Origin of the sequence: Longicatena sp. 210702-DFI.1.196, assembly GCF_020563125.1 — a bacterium.
GTDB lineage: Bacteria > Bacillota_I > Bacilli_A > Erysipelotrichales > Erysipelotrichaceae > Longicatena > Longicatena caecimuris.
The window spans coordinates 1-20,410 of sequence record NZ_JAJCPX010000044.1 but is presented as its reverse complement, the minus strand read 5'-3'; the positions used below and the strand labels follow the sequence as shown (position 1 = coordinate 20,410).

The window sequence follows — 20,410 nt, the reverse complement described above, 5'->3', positions numbered from 1 at the left end:
ATCTTAAATAGATGTCTTAATCAATTTTACTTACACACTTTTCTTGACAAACCCTCCACGGAGGTGGAATCATATCACATCGGTGAGCAGTCTTTTACTTTGTAAATTTTATTTTATTATGCTTGAAATAGTTTCATGCTGGCGATAAGGTGATGATTCGCCAATTCATCATCAATCACCTTTTTCATCTTCTTTCGGATTTTCCATATAAGTGTCATAGCAACAATAGATGGCTTCCTTGTTTATCTTTTTTGCATAATCTTTTATGTTCATATTCATTCATACCTCTCTATGAGTTTATCATATCCTTTCTCTTGAATTCATACAATAAAGATATCGAAAGATTTAGACTTCTTTCTTGCGTTTTAAATGAATTTGGCAGTCCATACTAACAAAAGCAACCAAGAGAAATCATATGCTATATGGAAACGGATGGTGAAGATATGAAATATCGTTTAAATAAACAGGTGACAAATATCATGAAAAGCGCAGGTGAAGAGGCGCGTGATATGGGAAACAACTATATAGGAAGCGAGCATTTATTACTGGCAATCTTAAAAGATAGTGAGACTCAGTTATGTCAGTTAATCAGTGCACAGGGTGTTTGTTACTATCAGATGAAAGAAGATTTAATGGTACTATTTGGCTTGCGTGATCAAAGTGTGGATGAAATCCAGATCACCCAGGTCGTCGATGATATCTTAGAGCGTGCCATGCAGATTGCACAGCATAAAAAAGCGAAAGTGATGGACGTACAATCCTTATCCTTAGCACTGCTGCAGACAGCAAGCTGTGTGGCTACGGAAATCTTGCATCGCTATGATATTGATGAGAATGTATTGCTGATGCAGATGGAACATGGGGGACGTAATGAATTGGATAAAGTAAATGAATTACGGAATCTAAATACCTGTGGTTTAAATCAGGATATTATAGGTAGAGATAAAGAACTTTCTTTTATGATTTCGGTATTGTCAAGAAAAGATAAGGCGAATCCATTATTGATCGGAGAACCCGGTGTGGGGAAAACCGCATTAGTGGAAAAGCTTGCTGGGATGATACAGGCAAATCAGGTGCCATCCTTACGCAATGCCAGTATTTATGAACTGCATCTGAATTCATTAGTAGCAGGAACGAAATATCGCGGTGATTTTGAAGAGAAATTGCAAAATATTATTCGCCTGTTAGAGAAATATCCGAATGTGATCCTTTTTATTGATGAGATCCATCAGATGATTGGTGCAGGTAAGTCAGAAGGCAGCATTGATGTATCCAGTGTATTAAAGCCATATCTTGCGCGTGGACTGATTAAATGTATCGGTGCTACAACAGTGGAAGAATATGAAAAATATATCGAAAAAGATCGAGCCTTAGAACGACGTTTCCAAATTATCACGATCAAAGAACCAAATCAAAGCGAAACATTGGAAATGTTAAAGGTTAAGGTAAAAGAATATGAGGATTTTCATCAGGTGCATATTCCGATGGATATCTTAGCGAAAATCGTCGCGTATTGTGACTATTATATGCCACAGCGTAAGTTTCCGGATAAAGCGATTGATGTATTAGATTTATCCTGTGTCAGTGCGAAAGCGAGCAATACGCATCAAGTCAATGAAGAAATGGTTAAAGATGTTGTGGAAAAGCTTACAGCGATTCCGCTTGCCAGTGTTGATCGTGTACAATTGTTAAAGGCGCAGCTGCAAGAATCCTTGATTGGACAGGAAGAAGTTATTGATAAATTGATTGCCCAGTTACAATGGATCGAGCAGGGCGTGATTACCCAACGTCCTTTAGGGGTTTGGCTGTTTTTAGGAAATCCCGGGGTTGGGAAGAAGACACTGATGCAAAAATTTAACCGCACTTATTTTAATCAGGAAGATATGGTAACTTTTGATATGGCAGCCTTTGAACAAAACTTTGCGCATAATTTATCTTTACTAAGACGCAATCCCTATACGATCGTATGTATCATGAATTTGCATATGGCGCATGAAGCACAGCTGCAATTCTTACGTCAATCCATTGAAAAAGGGTATATGGAACATGATATTTACAAGGTGGATCTGCGTCATTGTATCATGATCTTGAATGGTGATTTCACGCTAACAAGTGGCAATGAATTGCATTTTCAAGAAACCCAAAGTCTGGAACAAATCTTATCTCGACAGTTGCCTGCATCATTTTTAAGCGTCATTGATGAAATCTTCTGGTTTCATGATCTGAAGCAGGAAGATAAATTGCACATCGTTCATAATGTCTTAAAACAATGGAATAAGACTTTAGCGGATACAAAGATTAAAGAAGTGATTTCTTCTTGCACATCCATGGAAGAAGTAACCAGAAAACTAAAACAGCATCTCGTGGAGGTCTAACCTCCTTTTTCTAAACCTAGAAGGAAATGAGCGTTATAACCGAAAAAATGTGCTATAGTAAAGACATAAGGAAGTGATGTTATGAAAGCATTAATTACCGGCGCCAGCAGTGGGATTGGAAGAGATATGGCCAGAGTTCTGGCAAAGGCCAAAGTTGATTTGATTCTGGTTGCACGAAGAAAAGAACGTTTGATGGAACTAAAAAAGGAATTACCAGTACATGTTACAGTGGTTGTTTTAGATGTTTCAAAACGTGAGAACTGTGAAGCGTTATACCAACGCTTTGTCCATGAACCTATTGATATTCTGATCAATAATGCCGGCTTTGGAGATTATGGGGAATTTCATGAAACGGAGTTAGATAAAGATTTACAGATGGTGCAAACTAATATACAGGCGGTGCATATTCTTACCAAGCTCTTTTTAAAGGATTTTATTCGTCGTGATAAAGGCTATATCTTAAATGTAGCCAGCTCCGCCGCTTTTTTACCGGGACCGTTGATGGCAACCTATTATGCGACCAAGAGCTATGTACTTCGCTTGTCGATGGCGATATGGAAAGAGCTGCAGAAAAAAGGCAGTCATGTTTCCATCTCGGTATTATGCCCGGGACCGGTGAGAACCGAATTCGATAAGGTGGCAAATGTTAAGTTTTTAATGGATGGAAAAACAAGCGAAGAGGTAGCTGCAATTGCCATACGCCGTATGTTAGAAAAAAAGTTACTGATCATTCCCGGCATGTTGATGAAAGCCTCTTATATCGCGACACGCTTTTTACCAAATCGTTTGTTGATGAGCTGTAGTTATCACATTCAGCATCGTAAAAATAAATAAAATCAGAAATAAAAAACTGGAAACAATCCTATAAGCAGAATGTCTTACGATAGGAAGTTCCAGTTTTCTTTTGATGTATTTATGTTCATTCAGAAAGTTATTCGTCTATTCACTTGCCACTTCATCAGCTGCCTCTTCTTCGTTAGGCAATGCACTGGTACAATGTGGACAGCGTGTAGCCTCGATAGCGATTTCTGATTTACAGAAAGGACAAATTTTTGTCGTAGGTGCTTCTGCTTCTTCTTCTTTTTTTCGAAGGGCTTTACGCGCTAAGGAGTTCATTGTTTTGACCATCATGAAGATTACAAAGGCCATGATGAGAAAGTTAATGACCTCTGTTAAAAAGACACCATAATTCAAGGTAGATGCATTTGCTTCCTGTGCTTTTGCTAAAGAAGTGTACGTGTTGCCATCCAGGGCGATAAACCAGTTGGAAAAGTCAATGCCACCGGTAATCATCGTAATGATTGGCATGATGATATCATTCACCAAAGAACCAATGATTTTTTGAAAAGCACCACCGATGATAACACCAACAGCCAAGTCAAGCACGTTTCCACGCATGATGAATTCTTTAAATTCTGCATAAATTTTTTTCATGTGTATACCCCTTTCTTAACGATTGCACGTAGGATTTATTTGGCATGAGCCGCCATAAAGGCTTCAATTTCATCCGGTTCTTTGATAATATCTTTGCTTAAGTTGATACAGCCATCTTCCACCACCAGCACATTATCTTCAATGCGTATGCCAATGCCTTCCTCCTCTAAATACAAGCCGGGTTCAATTGTAAAGACATTGCCAGGCTGCAGTTTATAGTTTGGCAAGGTGACATCATGTGTTTCTAGGCCAAGCATGTGGGAAACTCCATGCCAATAATAATCGGCAACACTTTTTCCATGTTTTAATAAATTAAGTTTACTTAATTCTTGATGATAAAATTTAATCAATTCATTATTTAAATCACGTAAGGTTATACCTGGTTTTACCATCTGCATGATCATCTTATTAGCTGTTAAAACAATGTCATAAATTTGACGTTGGCGTTTTGTGAACTTCCCATTTATCGGGAAGGTGCGTGTAATATCGGCATTCATATAAGAATAAGCTGCCCCTAAATCGCATAAAACCAAAGAGCGGTCTTTGATTTTTTGACTATTCTCCTGATAATGTAGGATAGTTGCATTTTTGCCTCCTGCCACAATGGATGGGAAAGAATGCAGACAGTTATTTGATTTTAAGACGAAATCAAAATAAGCTTCCAATTCGTATTCTCCCATGCCAGCATGCGCATGAGCCATCATATTTTCAATGGCTTCCTTTGTCACCGCAATGGCTTTTTGTAATTTTGCCAATTCATCTTCATCCTTAACCAAACGCAGTGCACTGATGTATCCTGCCAGATCATGTAAAACGATGTGTGGATATCTTTGCAGTAAACTACGTGCAAAAATATGCGCTTCACTATCCGCCTGTTCAGCTTCTTGTTTCGTGAAATCCGCATATACATCAACATTTGCATAACCACTAAAATAACGTGATAAGACACTTCCTATGGTATCCATGGCTTCTTCACGCCAATAGATTTCCTGGATACCGGAGATGTTTGCGGCATCCTCAGGCATGATTCTGCCGCCTACCCATTTTGCCAATTCTTCATCATAACGTTCAATAAATAAATACTCACTTACACGTCCTTCAACTTTGATGATGGCAAGTACCATGTTCTCTTTATCTAATCCGGTTAAATAATAAAAGCTGCGATCAACTGAGAAATCATACTTTTCATCACCGACTTTGTAAGGGGCTTTTCCACTACATACCAAAGCAATTGCTGTATCCGGAAGAGCGCTTGCTAAGGCTTTTCTACGTTCTTTATACATCTTTATCCCTCTTTCTATGTATATGATACCTTGATTTTAACATCTGGTATCATTATAGCATAGCTTTTGCAATATTCTTTTTAAAAATAGATTACATATATGATATAATTGTGAAAAATCAACGCCATAGGCAATCATACAATGAAAAGCGGGAGGCTAAGAATATGATAGAATATACAGCACTTATCGTAGCAGCAGGCAGCGGCAGCCGGATGGGTTTGGGGTATAATAAAATGCTATTTAAATTAAAAAACGGACATACGATTTTAGAAGAAACCATCCAGGTCTTTCAAAAGGATACACGGTGTCATCAAATTATCGTAGTGGCCAGTAAGGAAGATATCGAAGTTTTTATGAAGCTATGTACACAAGGGAACATCGTGTTTGTACAAGGTGGGGCAACTCGTCAAGATTCTGTGTATCATGGCTTGAAAGCGGTGATGTGTGAACATGTATTGATTCATGATGGGGCAAGACCGTGGCTGACCATGGATTGTATTGATCGTATTGTTGAAAGCTTACAAGTGCATGATGCTTGTTTGCTCATGATGCCGGTGAAAGATACGATTAAAGTAGTGGAGGATGGAAAGGTGAAAACGACTCCGCAGCGCGCTACTTTATATCAGGCACAAACACCACAAGCTTTTCGAACAAGTGCGATTTTAAAAGCGTATCACAAGGCATATCAAAAACAGCTGCAAGCTAGTGATGATGCACAGATCATGGAACTTTGTGGGGATCATGAAGTGTATGTGGTAGAAGGCAGTTATGGGAATATGAAGGTTACGACAATTGAAGATATTGCAGGGAAATAGAAAACTGAGCTTTAGGAATCACTATTTGATGAAGTCTTTTGGATGTGGACGATTGCGCATGCAGCATATTCTATTTGCTTGCTGATTCCATAGGAAATAGTTATATGAAATCATAGGATATGAAAGGGAACGATGGATGGTCGTTCTCTTTTTAACGAAGAAAAAAGTTTAGGGCAATAAGGAAATATCAAATGATAACCAATAAGTACAAGCAGGGCTATCAAAACCATCGCATATCTACGATACAAAGAATATGAAGAATCATAGAAAACATAATGTTGAAACATTAAAAACGGAGCATCTTTTTTTAAGAGAAGCATAAGCATTTTTTTTGTGTATTTGTATTTCTGAAAGACACATGCTATAATGCACAGGCATGAAAAATGGAGGTTCTATATGATAGGGACAAACAATGTGAGCGTGCGTTTTGGTGCACGCACATTATATAAGGATGTAAATTTAAAATTCACGGATGGTAATTGCTATGGGTTAATTGGCGCAAATGGAGCCGGTAAAAGTACTTTTCTAAAAGTGTTAAGTGGTGAATTAAAGCCGGATACCGGAGATGTTTTTACCGGACCGAATGAAACGGTTTTTACACTGGAACAGGATCATTACAAGTTTGAAGAATTTCCGGTGTTAGAAACCGTGATGATGGGAAATGAACGCTTATATGCCATCATGAAAGAAAAAGAATACTTGTACACAAAAGAAGGCGAATTTACCGATGAAGATGGAGTAAAAGCCGGAGAATTAGAAGAAGAATTTGCGAATCTTGATGGCTGGAATGCGGAAAGTGAAGCAGCCAATCTTTTGGAACAGCTGGATATACCGGTAAGCTTACATCAAGAATTGATGTCAGCCATGACGCCTGCACAAAAGGTTAAGATTCTGTTAGCGCAGGCATTGTTTGGCAAGCCAAATACACTGTTGTTAGATGAGCCTACCAATGGTTTAGATTTAAAATCCGTTGCCTGGCTGGAGCATTTTTTGATCAATTATGAAAGTACCGTCATCGTCGTATCGCATGATCGTCATTTCTTAAACAAGGTATGTACACATATCGCCGATGTGGATTTCGGAGGGATTAAGATTTACAGCGGTAACTATGATTTCTGGTATGAATCCAGTCAGCTGCTGGCAAAACAGATGAAAGATGCAAACAAGAAAAAAGAAGAAAAGATTAAGGAATTAGAAGCCTTTATTGCCCGATTCTCAGCGAATGCCGCAAAATCGAAACAGGCAACTTCACGTAAGAAAATCTTAGATAAGATTACGCTGGATGATTTACAGCCATCTACCAGAAGATATCCTTTCGTGGATTTTAAGCCGGAACGTGAATCAGGAAAAGCCATTTTATTTGTCGAAGATCTTTGTGCATCGATTGAAGGGAAAGAACTTTTGCATAACATTTCGTTTTCTTTAATGAATGGGGATAAGATTGCCCTGATCGGCAATCCTTTGCAAACTTCATTATTATTAAAACTTCTGGCAAAAGAAATAGAACCGGATAATGGGAAAGTAGAAATTGGACAAACTATTACACCAAGCTATATCCCTGATGATAATGCTGCTTATTTTGAAGGGGAAGAAAGTATTTGTGACTGGCTGAGCCAGTACACGAGTATTGATGATATGAGTTATATTCGCGGGTTCTTAGGAAGAATGTTGTTTAGTGGGGAAGAAGCCTTAAAACCTGTCAATGTGTTATCCGGAGGCGAACGTGCTCGTTGTATGTTATCAAAAAGCATGTTGGAAGCACCGAATTTATTGTTGCTGGATGATCCTACCAACCATCTGGATCTGGAATCCATTCAGGCTTTAAACAATGGCCTAATTAACTTTAAGGGAGAGATGGTCTTTACCTCTCATGACCATCAATTCATTCAAACAATCGCAAACCGTATTATTGAAATTCGCGAGGATGGCATCATTGATCGCCGCATGAGCTATGATGAATATTTAGAACGTGAATATGGTATTGAAGAGTAAATTCATAATGGCACTGCCTATAAAATTCATAAGCAATAATTATTTAAAATAAGCAAAAGAAAAGCTGATGTATATGTAATACCTTTATTGGTAAGAAACATAGAAACATCAGCTTTTTTTCTGAATGTAAGTAGACTTGTTAATACATGGAACGCTTCATCCAATTGCCTTTTTTATAATATAAGAAGAGCCATAAAGCACTGGCAGCCCATGTTAATGGCCAGCCCATAAAGACAACTCCGATATCATGGAAGATAGGAACACTTGCCAATATCCAGGTCATACGCATTCCACACCAGCAAGTAATCATGACAATCATAGGAATCGTGGTAATACCGGCACCGCGGATGATGCCGTTAAAGGCATGAGAAATAGCAAGGAAAATATAAAATGGAGCTAATACATGCATCATATACAAACCATAGGAAATAACCTTAGGATTATCAGAGAAGATGGATAATACCTGCTCACCGAATATTAACAATAAGGCTGAGATGGCGATGGTTGTGAGTAGGGACATGATGATACCAGAGCGTGCTCCTTGCTTCACACGGTCATATTTCTTAGCTCCCATATTTTGTCCGGTAAAGGTTGTTAAAGCCATAGAATAGCTCATCACCGGTAAAATGGCAAAGCCATCAATCTTGGTATAAGCACCACAGCCAGCCATCGCTAAAGAGCCAAAGGCATTGATATTACTTTGCACGATAACGTTTGAAAAGGAAACAACGCCGTTTTGAATACCACTCGGTAAGCCTAAGCGGATGATTTCAATCAACTTATCTTTATGAAAGCGAATCTTTTTTAAGGTGACTTTATATTCTTGTTTCGTTTTGATGAGTAATAAGAGGGTTAACACGGCACTGATGGTTTGAGCAATTAAGGTCGCCCAGCCTACGCCGGCTATGCCCATATCAAACACGATGACAAACAATAGATCCAGCAGGATATTGGTGATACTGGATACAATCAGAAAATATAATGGATTTTTAGAATCCCCAACAGCACGCAGGATACCACTGCCCATGTTGTACAACATAACGGATAGAATACCACCAAAATAAATACGCAGATACAAAACAGAACTGCTCATAACATCTGATGGAGTTCCAATCCAACGCAATATGGTTGGAGAGAAGATGATTCCAAACAAGGTCATAAAGATACCGGCTGTCATAGTAAGGGCCAAAGAAGTATGGATACTGTCTTGTAAGCTTTCCATATTACGAGCGCCGAAATAACGAGAGATGATAACTCCAGCACCAACCGATAACCCCATGAAAAAGCTGACAAGCAGGTTAATAACGGGAGCACTGCTGCCAACAGCAGCTAAGGCCTGTGCACCTATATAATTACCAACAACGACAGAATCCACCGCATTATAAAGCTGTTGGAATAAATTGCCTAATAAAAGCGGCACGGAAAATAATAATAACTCTTTCCATATAACACCTTCTGTCATTAATCCTTTCTGTTTGGTTTTCTCCTGTTGCATGACATCACCTTACCCCTTATTTCTTATGGTTCTTTATTATACACCCGACTTTGAAAAAAAGATAGTTCACAAAATCATTCTCTTTCATAGAAGTTGCGGTTTTCTTTCATTTATCCTAAAAAAAACATCCTGCCCTATATTGGAGAAAGCTTGTGGCAGCTTACTAATATAAGACAGGATGGAGGGAAATGTGATTAGGATTTGGGGTGCATATACTTACGCTGATACTCATCAACAGGTAAAGGAATGCTGTAATAAAAGCCTTGAACAAGTGTTACACCGCAGGATGTGAGGGTCTGCAGCTGTTGCAGTGTTTCTATACCTTCAGCGATAATTGTAATATGTAATTCTTCACATAGTTTCATGATGGCAGTTACTATTTTTTGCGTCCGTGGATTACTGTCTAATTCATTGATGATACTCTTGTCTAGTTTCAAGACATCAAATGGAGCAGCGGATAATAATGCCAGATTGGCATACTCAGTACCAAAATCATCTAACGATATTCTAAAACCATGATGTTTTAATTCATGTATCAAAGTTATAAGGTCTTTATCAGAAAGATGATCGCCATGTTCACTGATTTCAATTTCCAGATAGGATGGAGCTACTTCATATTTTTGACAGATAGCTAATAAATCCTGAAGTAAGGTGGCTTTGATCATCGTTTGACGGGATAGATTAACGGAAATCGGGACAATCGTGGCATAGGCATCCAGCCACTCGCGAATGAGCATACAGATGCGTTCAAAGATGTAATAATCAATCACGGAAATCAGATGATGCTCGGCTAGCAGGGGCATAAAATCCCCTGGTGATATTATGGTTCCATCACGGTCTTCATAACGTATCAAAGCTTCGGCCCCAAACGCTTCTCCACTTGTCGAGCGAATTTTTGATTGCAGATACACGTGAAAATGGTGCATAGCTATTTCTGCTTGTAACGTGTTGGGGTCAGAAAGATGCAACAATTCATCATTATAATGACGATAACGCTTTGTATTTTGACGATTCCGATAGAAAACACGTTTATCTTCATACATACAGGCATCTGCTTCGGCAATAAAATCATTGATGCCATCCGCCTGTGGTGACCAACGGCTGCCCAAAGCAAACTTCAGCATTTCCTGATCTTTGATAGAACCTCGCAGTTCACGGACTTGCCGCTGGAAAACATCTTGGCTCAGGTTTGTGGATATGATAACAAATTCGTCTCCTCCGATACGATAAATATCGGCCTGTGGGAAGACACGTCGCATATGTAAAGCCGCTTCGATGATAAGCTCATCGCCACGGGCATGTCCATACTTATCATTAATATCTTTTAAACCGTTGATATCCAGATAAACGACACCGACGGATTGATGGGAGTGCGCGATATGTTTTACATCTTCGATGTATCGGTTGCGATTATAGAACGAAGTTAATTCATCATGATAGCTTAAATGAGCCAGTTTCTTTTCTGCTTGATCTCGTTTAATGGTCAGCATGATAAAGTAACACAAGGTTTGTAACATCGAAGTAATATTTTGCATCATGTCCTTAGCTGGATTGTCAACTCCTAAGACAGCGATGATCTGATGATTACTTTCTAATGGAACAGCTACCATACGTTGGATGTTATGGTTTTGTAATATCTGATATTCTTCTTCAGAGAGCTTATTTATTTCCGCAAGATCACTGATGATAACGCTCCCCTTTTCACTAAAGGCCGAAAGCCAATGATGGATAACGGCTTGCGGGAGTTTAGCAAAATCTTGTTTGCGAGAAGCGATATGGGCATCACACCATTCTTGATTAGCAAACGGCATCTGATTATCAATACTGATAAGGTACGTACAATCCGCTGTAAAGAATTTGCCGACGGCTTGTAACACGGCATGAATGCTGCTTGTGACATCTTGATTTTCATATAGATGATGAACACAGCGGACGATCATATTTTGCGCATCCAGCATGTTCTGTAATTGTTGTTTCTCTTTCTCATTTTCGGTCATGTCGAAAGCAATTTCCATACGTGCTTTACGTCCTTCCCACTCAATGAGACGATCTTTTAACAGGTAATGGCGTAAAGAGATGGGATTAGAAAATTCCCAGGTGATAATTTTGCCTTCATCCAATTGCGGATTTGTACAAAACGGACAAGGCGAAGTTCTTCCCTGCAAAACTTCATAACATTTGCGTCCGTAAAAGTCTTTTGTATGGAAAGAACGCTGGCCGGCTTCATTTAAAAAATATAATTCATAAGTTTCTAAATCGGCAATATACAAAGTTTCGGATATTTCATTCATCGGAGCCTGTAATTGTTTCGCCAACAGCGATAAGGCTTCACTTTTTTTACGATTCTCAATTTCCACCTTTTCCATTTCTTGTTGGCGTTTACGCATTCGTGAAGTTATGGCGGCGACAAAAGCAACAATTGCCAAACAAAGAAGAATTTGTACCATCAGTATCCGCATGATCGAAGAGACGCGTTGCTCGGTATATATTTCAGCTTCTTTTACGGCATCATCACAGGCTTGAAAGTACTGTTCACTTAACCGTAGTAATTCGGCAGTATCCTTACTTTTGCGGACTTCTTTAATTTCCTCCTTGATTACAGCCCAATCTTTTTCAAGCTCCTGCAGCTGTTTTTGGTAGGTTTCATCATCCAGGCGTGTTAATCCATTTGGTCCATCACCTGTTTGTAATTCGTTTAGGATTCCATCCAGCTTTTGAATAAGCGCATGATTTGTTTTGCCTGCCATTTCCTGTTTCACCAGAAGTTGCGTAGCTCCACGGACAACACCGGTATAATTAACCACGCGGGCATTTCCCTGCATGTTTCTGATAGCGTTTAAAGATAAAAAACCGGAAAGGATGAGGGAGAGTATCAGAATGGTGGGAATCAGCTTTTTCTGCATGGAAGACACCTCCTGCCTATACATCATTTCGATCATTGAGTGAGTATCTTTCTATATATCATACTATAAATAAGCAAAAAAAGGTAAAATTTTAGTGAATTCTATCGATGATAAAAAAGGATTTATCTAAGGGGAAGAGAATGAGGCTAGATAGCGTGGAAGTCTAAGTGAGCAGCCATGAGGAACGCTTCGAGAAAGAAAGGGTATCGTTTGAGCGTGACATGAGATGATCCAAGAAGAGAAAATACGAAAACTTTAAAATATCCCTTTACATTTCAAAAGCAACAATGCTATAATCAATAAACGGGTAGAAATCTCTACTCCCCGCTCTGCACATGAGGCAGGGCCATGAGACCATGAGGAGGTGTACAGAATGAAAAAATACGAAATCATGTACATTGTGAACGCATCTTTAGAAGACGCAGCACGCACGAAAGTGATGGATGGATTACATAAGATCATCACTGACCACAACGGAACTATCGATCAGGTAGACGAGTGGGGCGTAAAAGAGTTCGCATATGAAATCAAACACATGAACAAAGGTTACTATGTTGTTATCAATGTGACTGCTAACAATGAAGGCATTCATGAATTTGATCGTTTAGCACGTATCAACCACAACATCGTACGTTATATGATCGTTAAAACACAGGACGAAGAATAAGAAACAGGAAGGATGATGGACAATGATCAACCGTGTAGTATTAGTAGGACGCATGACAAAGGATCCGGTTTTACGTAAGACTGGAACAGGAGCCAGCGTAACATCCTTTACTGTAGCATGTGATCGCAGAATTAAGACCGAAGGACAGCCGACAGCGGATTTTATCAACTGTGTGTGCTGGAATAAAGTTGCTGATAATACGGCACAATTCACGCATAAAGGAAGCTTAGTTGGAGTGGAAGGAAGAATTCAGACACGCAGCTATGACGACCAGAGTGGAAGACGTGTCTATGTGACCGAAGTTGTCGCAGACTCTGTTCAATTTTTGGAGCCTAAGGGAACCAACAGTGCTGCAGCCGTTAATGCTTACACACCTGATTATGATGCAGGAAATCAAGGCTATCAGAGCGATAATGCATCACCGTCCTACTCCAGTGACTTTGCATCCAGCGATACATTGGATATCGCCAGTGATGATTTACCATTCTAATTGGTAGAAAGGAGATAAACTATGGCTTTCAAGAAACAGCGTATGGGACGCAAGAAAGTTTGCTATTTCACAAAAAACAAAATCGAATACATCGACTATAAAGATGTTGAATTATTAAAAAGATTTATTTCCGCAAACGGAAAGATCATCCCTAGACGTGTAACCGGAACACGCGCAAAATATCAGCGTATGCTGGCTACTGCTATCAAACGTGCACGTCAGATGGCTTTACTGCCTTACGTAAGCGAATAATATTCGTGTTAATGAAACCTCCAGCTGTTTTGGCAGATGGGGGTTTTTCTCTTAAGAAAGGAGGAGCACTTATGAACAACCAAACAAAAAAGATGACCGAAGGTGCGATGATGGTTGCGATTGTCGGTATGCTATTATTTATCAACCGTCAATTAGCCGGTATGCTAGAAATGGTCATGTATTGGGTCTTAACCTTTCCGATTTTAATGTATACCGCACGCTATGGAGTAAAAAGTGCATGCGTTCCTGCCATCAGTATGGTTCTGTTAAGCTTTATGATTGCCGCTCCGACAACGATCTTTTATCTGTTTAGCTGTGATGTAGTAGGCATCGTTTATGGTGCCGGGATAAGAAAGAAATGGAAGAATGGAACACTGTTACTATGGACAGGGATATTCACGTTTGTTTCTTATCTGATTACTACCGTATTATTTGCGGCAATGTTTGGCTATGATCCGGCGGAAGATGTGGAAATGGTGAAGATGCTGTTAGACTTCATGCATATTGATATTGGGATACCACTTGCCAAAATCGTGACGTATGTTGTGATTGGCAGTGCGATCTTAATGACGGTTTTACAGACAATGTGCATTCATATGATTGCCAATGTCGTATTAAAACGCATGCATATCGAAACAAGAGCAATGAAGAGCATTTTTGAAATTAAGGTTCCCAAAAGTGTCGGATATACAATAATAATGATATGGGTTCTATTTTTAGTGCGAAATGTGCTAAAATTAAACCAAGATGTCTATGGGCTATTACTAGGTGTCTATGGAGCAGCGAGAATCTTTGCAATCGGTTATGGTGTTATGACCTTGCTTTGTATCCTATTGTTGTTTCGTAAACGCATCTTCTTATTATTTGTCATCATAGGCATGTTTCTGCCATATGTACAAGGTGCAATTGCTATCATCGGTGTTTTGGATATGATTGTCGATCTGCGTGGCATATGGTTAGAAGTACTGAAACGAGGTGTGGTACATGGAACGTCTGGAGAACATTAAGGTACAGATTGGAATCGTCATATTGGCACAGTTTGTTGCCTTATTTGCCTTATTTATGGCGGATATTGAAGGCGTTAAAATTTTACCGATGCTGATTTTGGTGATTATCAACTCTTTGGTTGTCATCTGGGTCGTCTATTGGTTTGAAAGTGATCGGGAACAGCGAGATATCGATATATCCAGAATTCTTGGACATGATGCAAAGGATGCCCTTTTAATAGGAGAAATGGGTATTATCACATATGATGAGCAATACTGCGCTACCTGGATGAGTGAATTGTTGCAAGAGCGCGGTGTGAATATCGTTGGAAAGAAGCTTACCAGCTGGATTGGCGATATCACAGAACTTTTTCAAGGAGAAGTTGACAGTATTACCGCACATGATGGTGAATATGTTTATGAAATAACTCGTAAAGAAAACGGGCAAGTATTATTTGTGAAAGATATTACCGAGTTTGCAAGGATATCCGAAAAATTTCAGGAAGATGGTATTGTCGCAGGACTGCTGCAACTGGATAATTACATGGAAATTCAACAATATGAGGATGAAACCAAGATGGCTCAGATCAATACTTGTCTGCGTCAGCCATTGGTTGAGTGGGCAGATAAATATGGCATGCTGATTCGTCGTTTGCGCAGTGATCGTTTCTTGGTTGTCTTAAATGAAAAAATATATCAGCAAGTCGTTGAAGATAAGTTTGCAATCTTAAATACAGTTCGTAAAAATGCTGAGGATATCGATGTTTCTATCACCTTGAGTATGGCCTTTGCACGTGGCACGGATGACTTTGCCCAACTGGATACGATGATCAGTGATTTGCTGGAATTGGCGCAGAGTCGCGGTGGTGATCAGGCCGCTGTGAAAAAATATGGAGAAAGTGTAAAATATTATGGCGGAAACAGTGAAGCTAGGGAAAAACGTTCAAAAGTTCGTGTCCGCGTGATGTCACAGGCTATTCGTGAGGCGATCATGGAGGCAAAACGGGTATTCGTGATTGGGCATCGGGATATGGATTTTGATTGTATGGGGGCTGCTTTGTGCATGTCACGTTTAGCAACTGCTTATAATAAAGAAAGTTATATTGTTTCGCAATCGTCAGGAATAGAACCGCAATTAGCACAAGCTTTAACGGAATATGAAGATATCTTCAATGGGCGCCATCGCTTTCTACAAGATGAGGAAGCTGCCAGAATGATCGAAGATGAAGACTTGCTAATTGTTGTCGATCATAATAATCCTAAACAAACCGGTGCACCGTTGACATTGGAAGCTGCCAATCGCATCATTGTGATTGACCATCATCGAAGAAGTGAAGATTTTATCGGAAATCCATTATTAGTATATGTAGAAACAAGCGCCAGCTCCACTTGTGAATTAGCAGCCGAATTCCTGCCATATCAGACCAATCGCGTAAATCTGAGTGAGGAAGAAGCTACGTTGATGTATGTCGGTATTTTAGTCGATACGAATCGTTTCCGTAATCGTACCGGAAGCCGTACCTTTGAATCTGTAGCATATCTGAAAAAACTTGGCATTGATCCGATAGCAGCAGAAAATATGTTGAAAGAAGACTTCCGCGATTTTGCGGCGAAGACGGAAATAATGAATTATTCACAGACCTATGCGGATAATATCATCATTGCCGCAGTGGAAAAAGATGCCCAAGTCAACCGTACGTTGATGTCGCAAGCAGCTGACAGTATGCTGGAAATCAAAGGTGTCGAGGCAAGTTTTGTTATTGCGCGTATTAATGAGAACGAATGTGGCATTTCCGCGCGCAGTAAGGGTGTTGTGAATGTCCAGGTGATCATGGAAAAGATGCATGGAGGCGGACATTTTAATGCCGCAGCTTTACAACGCAAGGATACGAGTGTAAAAGCGTTGAAAGAAGAATTGAAAAAGAAGATTGATGAATATATAGAAGAAAACAAGGAGGAAACAAAGGATGAAAGTAATACTGCTAAGTGATGTGAAAAAAGTAGGTAAAAAAGGTGAAATCGTGGAAGTTAGTGACGGTTATGGCCGTAACTTCCTATTAAATAAAAAGCTGGCTGTGCTTGCTACCAAAAAAAGTATGGAAATCTTAGATGAACAAAATCTGCAGCATGATTTAGAAGAAAAACAAAAAGAAGCAGATGCCCAAGCATTAAAACAAAAACTTACGAAAATTACCTTGGAATTTCATGTAAAAACAGGAGAAGGCGGAAGAGTATTTGGCAGTGTGTCAACCAAACAAATCGTAGAACAGTTACAGCGTGTACATGCTATCAAAATTGAAAAGCGTAAGTTTATCGATACCGATGCCATTACTTCTTTAGGTTATACCGATGTGAAAGTCGATTTATATAAGAATAAAGTTATCGGTGTAATACGTGTTCATGTGAACGGTTAGGAGGCAGTATGAGCAGAGAATTACCGCATAGTAATGAAGCGGAACAAGCCATCCTTGGCGGGATGATGGTATATCCCAGCGTTAGCGGCGTTGTATATGATCAGGGCTTAGAGCCTTCGGATTTCTATCTCGATATTCATCAGCGGATCTTCTCTGCCATGATGGATATTACCAATAGTGGAAAACCGGTCGATGTAACGACACTGATTGCCCGTTTGCAGGATATAGAACAATTGCACTTGGTTGGCGGTGCTGACTATATCATCAAATTGAGTGATACCGCAATATCTGCGGCCAACAGTATGTATTATATTGAAATTATTAAAAGCCGTGCACATTTGCGCCGTTTAATAGAAACAGCACAGGAAATTGCCGAGGAAGGTTTTGACACGGCAAGTTCTTTAGACGATATTATGGATAAAGCTGAGCGTGATATTTTAAATGTAACAAGAGATCGCAAAGCAACGGATTTTAAAAGCAGTCGTGTTGTCATTTCCGATGTTATGCAGGAGCTGATCAAACTGCGCAACAGTGATTCTCATATTACCGGCATCAAGACCGGTTATACGGATCTTGATCGTATTACGAATGGTTTTCAAAGAGGCGATTTGATCATTTTGGCGGCTCGTCCAGCCATGGGAAAGACCGCTTTTGCGCTGAATCTGGCATTAAATGCATCTTTTTATAACACGGGAGCGATTGCCATCTTTTCCTTGGAAATGCCTGCTGAACAGCTGATGAAACGTATCCTGAGTGCGAAAAGTGCTGTGGAATCCAGTAAATTAAGAAGCGGTAATCTGATGGATGAAGAATTTAATAAACTAAATGAAGCTGCTAATGAATTAATGGCAAGCAAGCTGTTTGTCGATGATAGTTCAAATATCAAGGTCGGAGAAATCTTTTCCAAATGCCGTAAGCTGAAAAGTGAGCATGGCTTAGACTTAGTCGTGATTGACTACTTGCAGTTAATCAGTGGCAGTGGCCGTAGCGGTGGAGATAACCGACAGCAAGAAATTTCTGAAATCAGTCGATCCTTAAAACAACTTGCTCGTGAAATGCAATGTCCGGTCATTGCCTTATCACAGTTATCACGTTCGGTTGAAACACGTCCGGATAAGCATCCTATGTTATCCGATTTACGTGAGTCAGGAGCAATCGAGCAGGATGCCGATATTGTCATTTTCCTGTATCGTGATGAATACTATAACAAAGATAAAGAAGAAGAGAACACGAATGCAACCGATAAGACCGATGTTGATATATCAAAGCATCGTAACGGTGCTACCGGGCGTGTGGAACTGGCCTTTCAGAAATCCATATCGGCTTTCTTTAACATTGCCAGAGACAGCTATTAGAAGGGAAACGGTAAAACATTTATGAAGTTTGCGCTTTTGGCAAGCGGTTCTAAAGGGAACTGCTGCCTGATTAAACATAACGATACAAAACTGGTGATTGATTGTGGGAGTACCCGCAAATATCTGAAAGCCTGTTTTGAGCGTCTGCAATATGATCATTTATCATCCGATGCGATTCTGATTACCCATACGCATACCGATCATGTATCACAAATGAAGATGTTTCAATCCATTGATACCTATGCGACACAAGACATCGCAACCGATCATCTGCATGCCATACGTCCTTTTGAAAGCTTTGATATTAAGGATTTTCATATCACCGTTTTACCCATGAGCCATGATTGTGAGGGCACTGTCGGCTACGTCATTGAATGTGAAAACGAAAAAATGGTTTATGTGACAGATACCGGGTATATTAAAAAGGAAGTTAAGGATTATATTCGTGATGCTGATTATTATGTCTTTGAAAGTAATCATGATATAGAAATGCTGATGCAGACGTCACGTCCGGTTTATGTCAAACAGCGTATCATTAATGATTATGGACATTTGTGTAATGAAGACAGTGCGAACATATTAAGCGAGGTCATTTCAGAAGAAACGACAAAAGAAATCGTACTTGCCCATATCTCACAAGAAGGAAATACGCGTGATATGGCATTACGGACATTACAACAGACCTTCGATAAAAAACAAATACATCGTGAGCATATGCGCTTATATCCTGCAGATCAGTTTTCCATTTATGTAAGTGGAAATGGAGGTAAAAAGGAATGAAACGTTTTGTTGCCTTTATTCTGGTAGCCCTGCTTGGCTGGAATGTCTTACTCACCATTCAGGTGTTTCAGCTGAAACAGGAAACGGTGCCGCAAACAGATGCAACGACTGCTACAAACAACATCAAACAGGCCAGTGTGAATGTCACAAGCGATGTGACAAAACTGGTTGAACAAAGTGAGAATAAGGTAGTAACCATTACAGCCTCATCACGTGGGCAAACGATTGGAACCGGCAGTGGGGCAATTTATAAAGTTGAAGATAAAACCGTTTATATTATCACCAACAATCATGTGGTAGAAAACGGGGATGTGATGACGGTCACCTTTGCGAATGGCAAATCCGTGGAAAGTGAAATCGTTGGTATGGATAAGCTGACGGATCTGGCCTTATTGAAACTAAAGGTCGATTTTCAGGCAGAATCCTTTATCATGGGCGATTCTTCTTTAGTGAAAAAGGGCGAATATGTCATTGCCATGGGAAGTCCATTAGGCATTGAATATCAGGGAAGTGTATCTGGTGGCTTGATAAGCGGTGTCGATCGTCGTATGGAAATGGATATTGATAATAATGGAGTCGCGGATTGGGATGTGAATGTCCTACAGACAGATGCCGCTATTAACCCCGGCAACAGCGGTGGTCCATTGATCAATATGGCCGGTGAATTAATTGGCATTAATTCGATGAAAATTTCAGACGAATCTGTGGAAGGCTTCGGCTTTGCACTCCCGATTAATGAGGTTCTTCCGATTATTTCACAGTTGGAAAGAAACGGCAAAGTAGTACGTCCGATTTTAGGCATCAGTGTAGCGCCATTGGAACAACTTTCGCCATTTGAAAGAGCATATTTGGGCATCTCCATTCAACAAGATGAAGGCTTATTCATCGTGAATGTATCACGTAACTCACCGGCATCCAGAGCCGGCATTCAAGTTGGGGATGTATTGTTAGCATTTGATGGGAAAAAGGTAAACGATGTTAAGCAGTTCCGTCAATATCTTTACAGTAAAAAAGTCGGTGATAAGGTAACACTTGTCTATGAACACAATGGTAAAGAGAAAACAAAGGAAGTTACATTAAAATAAATTATAAAAGCAATCTTACGAAGAACAGTAAAATCGGGGCTCTAAATTAACGTAGGGTTTAAAGAAAAAACGCTCTAAATTATC

General features: G+C 39.7%; 17 protein-coding genes. 13 read left to right on the top strand and 4 right to left on the bottom strand.

Annotated elements, in window-relative coordinates; all coding sequences use genetic code 11:
* The first annotated feature begins 443 nt into the window (after positions 1-443).
* A complete protein-coding gene (locus tag LI241_RS13890) occupies positions 444-2,375 on the top strand; it encodes an AAA family ATPase (RefSeq protein WP_026006748.1) in 1,932 nt (643 codons plus the stop codon).
* Positions 2,376-2,456: 81 nt separating this feature from the next.
* Positions 2,457-3,209 carry an SDR family oxidoreductase gene (locus tag LI241_RS13885; protein WP_008690396.1) on the top strand — a complete coding sequence of 251 codons (753 nt, stop codon included), beginning with the start codon at positions 2,457-2,459 and terminating at the stop codon, positions 3,207-3,209.
* Between the two features lie 105 nt (positions 3,210-3,314).
* Here LI241_RS13885 and mscL read toward each other — a convergent pair whose 3' ends face one another.
* Complete coding sequence (gene mscL / locus LI241_RS13880; RefSeq protein WP_008690398.1) at positions 3,315-3,809, bottom strand: large conductance mechanosensitive channel protein MscL; 495 nt, start codon at positions 3,807-3,809, stop codon at positions 3,315-3,317.
* Positions 3,810-3,844: 35 nt separating this feature from the next.
* On the bottom strand, positions 3,845-5,092 hold the full coding sequence (locus LI241_RS13875; protein ID WP_008690399.1) for an aminopeptidase P family protein: 1,248 nt from the start codon (positions 5,090-5,092) through the stop codon (positions 3,845-3,847).
* Positions 5,093-5,256: 164 nt separating this feature from the next.
* Here LI241_RS13875 and ispD point away from each other — a divergent pair, with 164 nt between their 5' ends.
* Entirely contained in the window at positions 5,257-5,907 is a 651-nt protein-coding gene (gene ispD / locus LI241_RS13870) for a 2-C-methyl-D-erythritol 4-phosphate cytidylyltransferase (protein WP_008690400.1), read from the top strand.
* Positions 5,908-6,303: 396 nt separating this feature from the next.
* Complete coding sequence (locus LI241_RS13865; RefSeq protein WP_008690401.1) at positions 6,304-7,899, top strand: ABC-F family ATP-binding cassette domain-containing protein; 1,596 nt, start codon at positions 6,304-6,306, stop codon at positions 7,897-7,899.
* 139 nt (positions 7,900-8,038) lie between these two features.
* Here LI241_RS13865 and LI241_RS13860 read toward each other — a convergent pair whose 3' ends face one another.
* Together LI241_RS13860 and LI241_RS13855 are read right to left on the bottom strand one after the other, a co-directional pair.
* Complete coding sequence (locus tag LI241_RS13860; RefSeq protein ID WP_008690402.1) at positions 8,039-9,394, bottom strand: MATE family efflux transporter; 1,356 nt, start codon at positions 9,392-9,394, stop codon at positions 8,039-8,041.
* 194 nt (positions 9,395-9,588) lie between these two features.
* Positions 9,589-12,297 (bottom strand): EAL domain-containing protein, encoded by a 2,709-nt coding sequence (locus tag LI241_RS13855; protein WP_008690403.1) that lies wholly within the window; start codon positions 12,295-12,297, stop codon positions 9,589-9,591.
* Between the two features lie 373 nt (positions 12,298-12,670).
* Here LI241_RS13855 and rpsF point away from each other — a divergent pair, with 373 nt between their 5' ends.
* The 9 genes from rpsF to LI241_RS13810 all read left to right on the top strand — a co-directional run bounded on the left by rpsF (position 12,671) and on the right by LI241_RS13810 (position 20,326).
* Complete coding sequence (rpsF, locus tag LI241_RS13850; RefSeq protein ID WP_008690404.1) at positions 12,671-12,964, top strand: 30S ribosomal protein S6; 294 nt, start codon at positions 12,671-12,673, stop codon at positions 12,962-12,964.
* A gap of 22 nt (positions 12,965-12,986) precedes the next feature.
* A complete protein-coding gene (ssb, locus tag LI241_RS13845) occupies positions 12,987-13,454 on the top strand; it encodes a single-stranded DNA-binding protein (RefSeq protein ID WP_008690405.1) in 468 nt (155 codons plus the stop codon).
* 21 nt (positions 13,455-13,475) lie between these two features.
* A complete protein-coding gene (gene rpsR / locus LI241_RS13840; protein ID WP_008690406.1) occupies positions 13,476-13,706 on the top strand; it encodes a 30S ribosomal protein S18 in 231 nt (76 codons plus the stop codon).
* A 71-nt stretch (positions 13,707-13,777) separates the two neighbouring features.
* On the top strand, positions 13,778-14,713 hold the full coding sequence (locus tag LI241_RS13835) for a DUF2232 domain-containing protein (protein ID WP_008690408.1): 936 nt from the start codon (positions 13,778-13,780) through the stop codon (positions 14,711-14,713).
* Positions 14,691-16,682: a DHH family phosphoesterase gene (locus LI241_RS13830; protein WP_008690410.1), complete on the top strand. Its 1,992-nt coding sequence runs from the start codon at positions 14,691-14,693 to the stop codon at positions 16,680-16,682. The genes LI241_RS13835 and LI241_RS13830 overlap by 23 nt, the downstream gene beginning before the upstream one ends.
* Positions 16,660-17,106 (top strand): 50S ribosomal protein L9, encoded by a 447-nt coding sequence (gene rplI, locus LI241_RS13825; RefSeq protein WP_008690412.1) that lies wholly within the window; start codon positions 16,660-16,662, stop codon positions 17,104-17,106. Before LI241_RS13830 ends, rplI begins: the two co-directional genes overlap by 23 nt.
* 8 nt (positions 17,107-17,114) lie before the next feature.
* Positions 17,115-18,461: a replicative DNA helicase gene (gene dnaB / locus LI241_RS13820; RefSeq protein WP_008690414.1), complete on the top strand. Its 1,347-nt coding sequence runs from the start codon at positions 17,115-17,117 to the stop codon at positions 18,459-18,461.
* A gap of 21 nt (positions 18,462-18,482) precedes the next feature.
* A complete protein-coding gene (locus LI241_RS13815; protein ID WP_008690417.1) occupies positions 18,483-19,241 on the top strand; it encodes an MBL fold metallo-hydrolase in 759 nt (252 codons plus the stop codon).
* Positions 19,238-20,326: a S1C family serine protease gene (locus tag LI241_RS13810; protein WP_008690419.1), complete on the top strand. Its 1,089-nt coding sequence runs from the start codon at positions 19,238-19,240 to the stop codon at positions 20,324-20,326. Before LI241_RS13815 ends, LI241_RS13810 begins: the two co-directional genes overlap by 4 nt.
* Positions 20,327-20,410: the final 84 nt, after the last annotated feature.

Bases quoted from the DNA above. Each gene is read 5' to 3' on its own strand.
- LI241_RS13890 (WP_026006748.1), top strand. From the start codon at position 444: ATGAAATATCGTTTAAATAAACAGGTGACAAATATCATGAAAAGCGCA.
- LI241_RS13885 (WP_008690396.1), top strand. From the start codon at position 2,457: ATGAAAGCATTAATTACCGGCGCCAGCAGTGGGATTGGAAGAGATATG.
- mscL (WP_008690398.1), bottom strand. From the start codon at position 3,809: ATGAAAAAAATTTATGCAGAATTTAAAGAATTCATCATGCGTGGAAAC.
- LI241_RS13875 (WP_008690399.1), bottom strand. From the start codon at position 5,092: ATGTATAAAGAACGTAGAAAAGCCTTAGCAAGCGCTCTTCCGGATACA.
- ispD (WP_008690400.1), top strand. From the start codon at position 5,257: ATGATAGAATATACAGCACTTATCGTAGCAGCAGGCAGCGGCAGCCGG.
- LI241_RS13865 (WP_008690401.1), top strand. From the start codon at position 6,304: ATGATAGGGACAAACAATGTGAGCGTGCGTTTTGGTGCACGCACATTA.
- LI241_RS13860 (WP_008690402.1), bottom strand. From the start codon at position 9,394: ATGCAACAGGAGAAAACCAAACAGAAAGGATTAATGACAGAAGGTGTT.
- LI241_RS13855 (WP_008690403.1), bottom strand. From the start codon at position 12,297: ATGCAGAAAAAGCTGATTCCCACCATTCTGATACTCTCCCTCATCCTT.
- rpsF (WP_008690404.1), top strand. From the start codon at position 12,671: ATGAAAAAATACGAAATCATGTACATTGTGAACGCATCTTTAGAAGAC.
- ssb (WP_008690405.1), top strand. From the start codon at position 12,987: ATGATCAACCGTGTAGTATTAGTAGGACGCATGACAAAGGATCCGGTT.
- rpsR (WP_008690406.1), top strand. From the start codon at position 13,476: ATGGCTTTCAAGAAACAGCGTATGGGACGCAAGAAAGTTTGCTATTTC.
- LI241_RS13835 (WP_008690408.1), top strand. From the start codon at position 13,778: ATGAACAACCAAACAAAAAAGATGACCGAAGGTGCGATGATGGTTGCG.
- LI241_RS13830 (WP_008690410.1), top strand. From the start codon at position 14,691: ATGGAACGTCTGGAGAACATTAAGGTACAGATTGGAATCGTCATATTG.
- rplI (WP_008690412.1), top strand. From the start codon at position 16,660: ATGAAAGTAATACTGCTAAGTGATGTGAAAAAAGTAGGTAAAAAAGGT.
- dnaB (WP_008690414.1), top strand. From the start codon at position 17,115: ATGAGCAGAGAATTACCGCATAGTAATGAAGCGGAACAAGCCATCCTT.
- LI241_RS13815 (WP_008690417.1), top strand. From the start codon at position 18,483: ATGAAGTTTGCGCTTTTGGCAAGCGGTTCTAAAGGGAACTGCTGCCTG.
- LI241_RS13810 (WP_008690419.1), top strand. From the start codon at position 19,238: ATGAAACGTTTTGTTGCCTTTATTCTGGTAGCCCTGCTTGGCTGGAAT.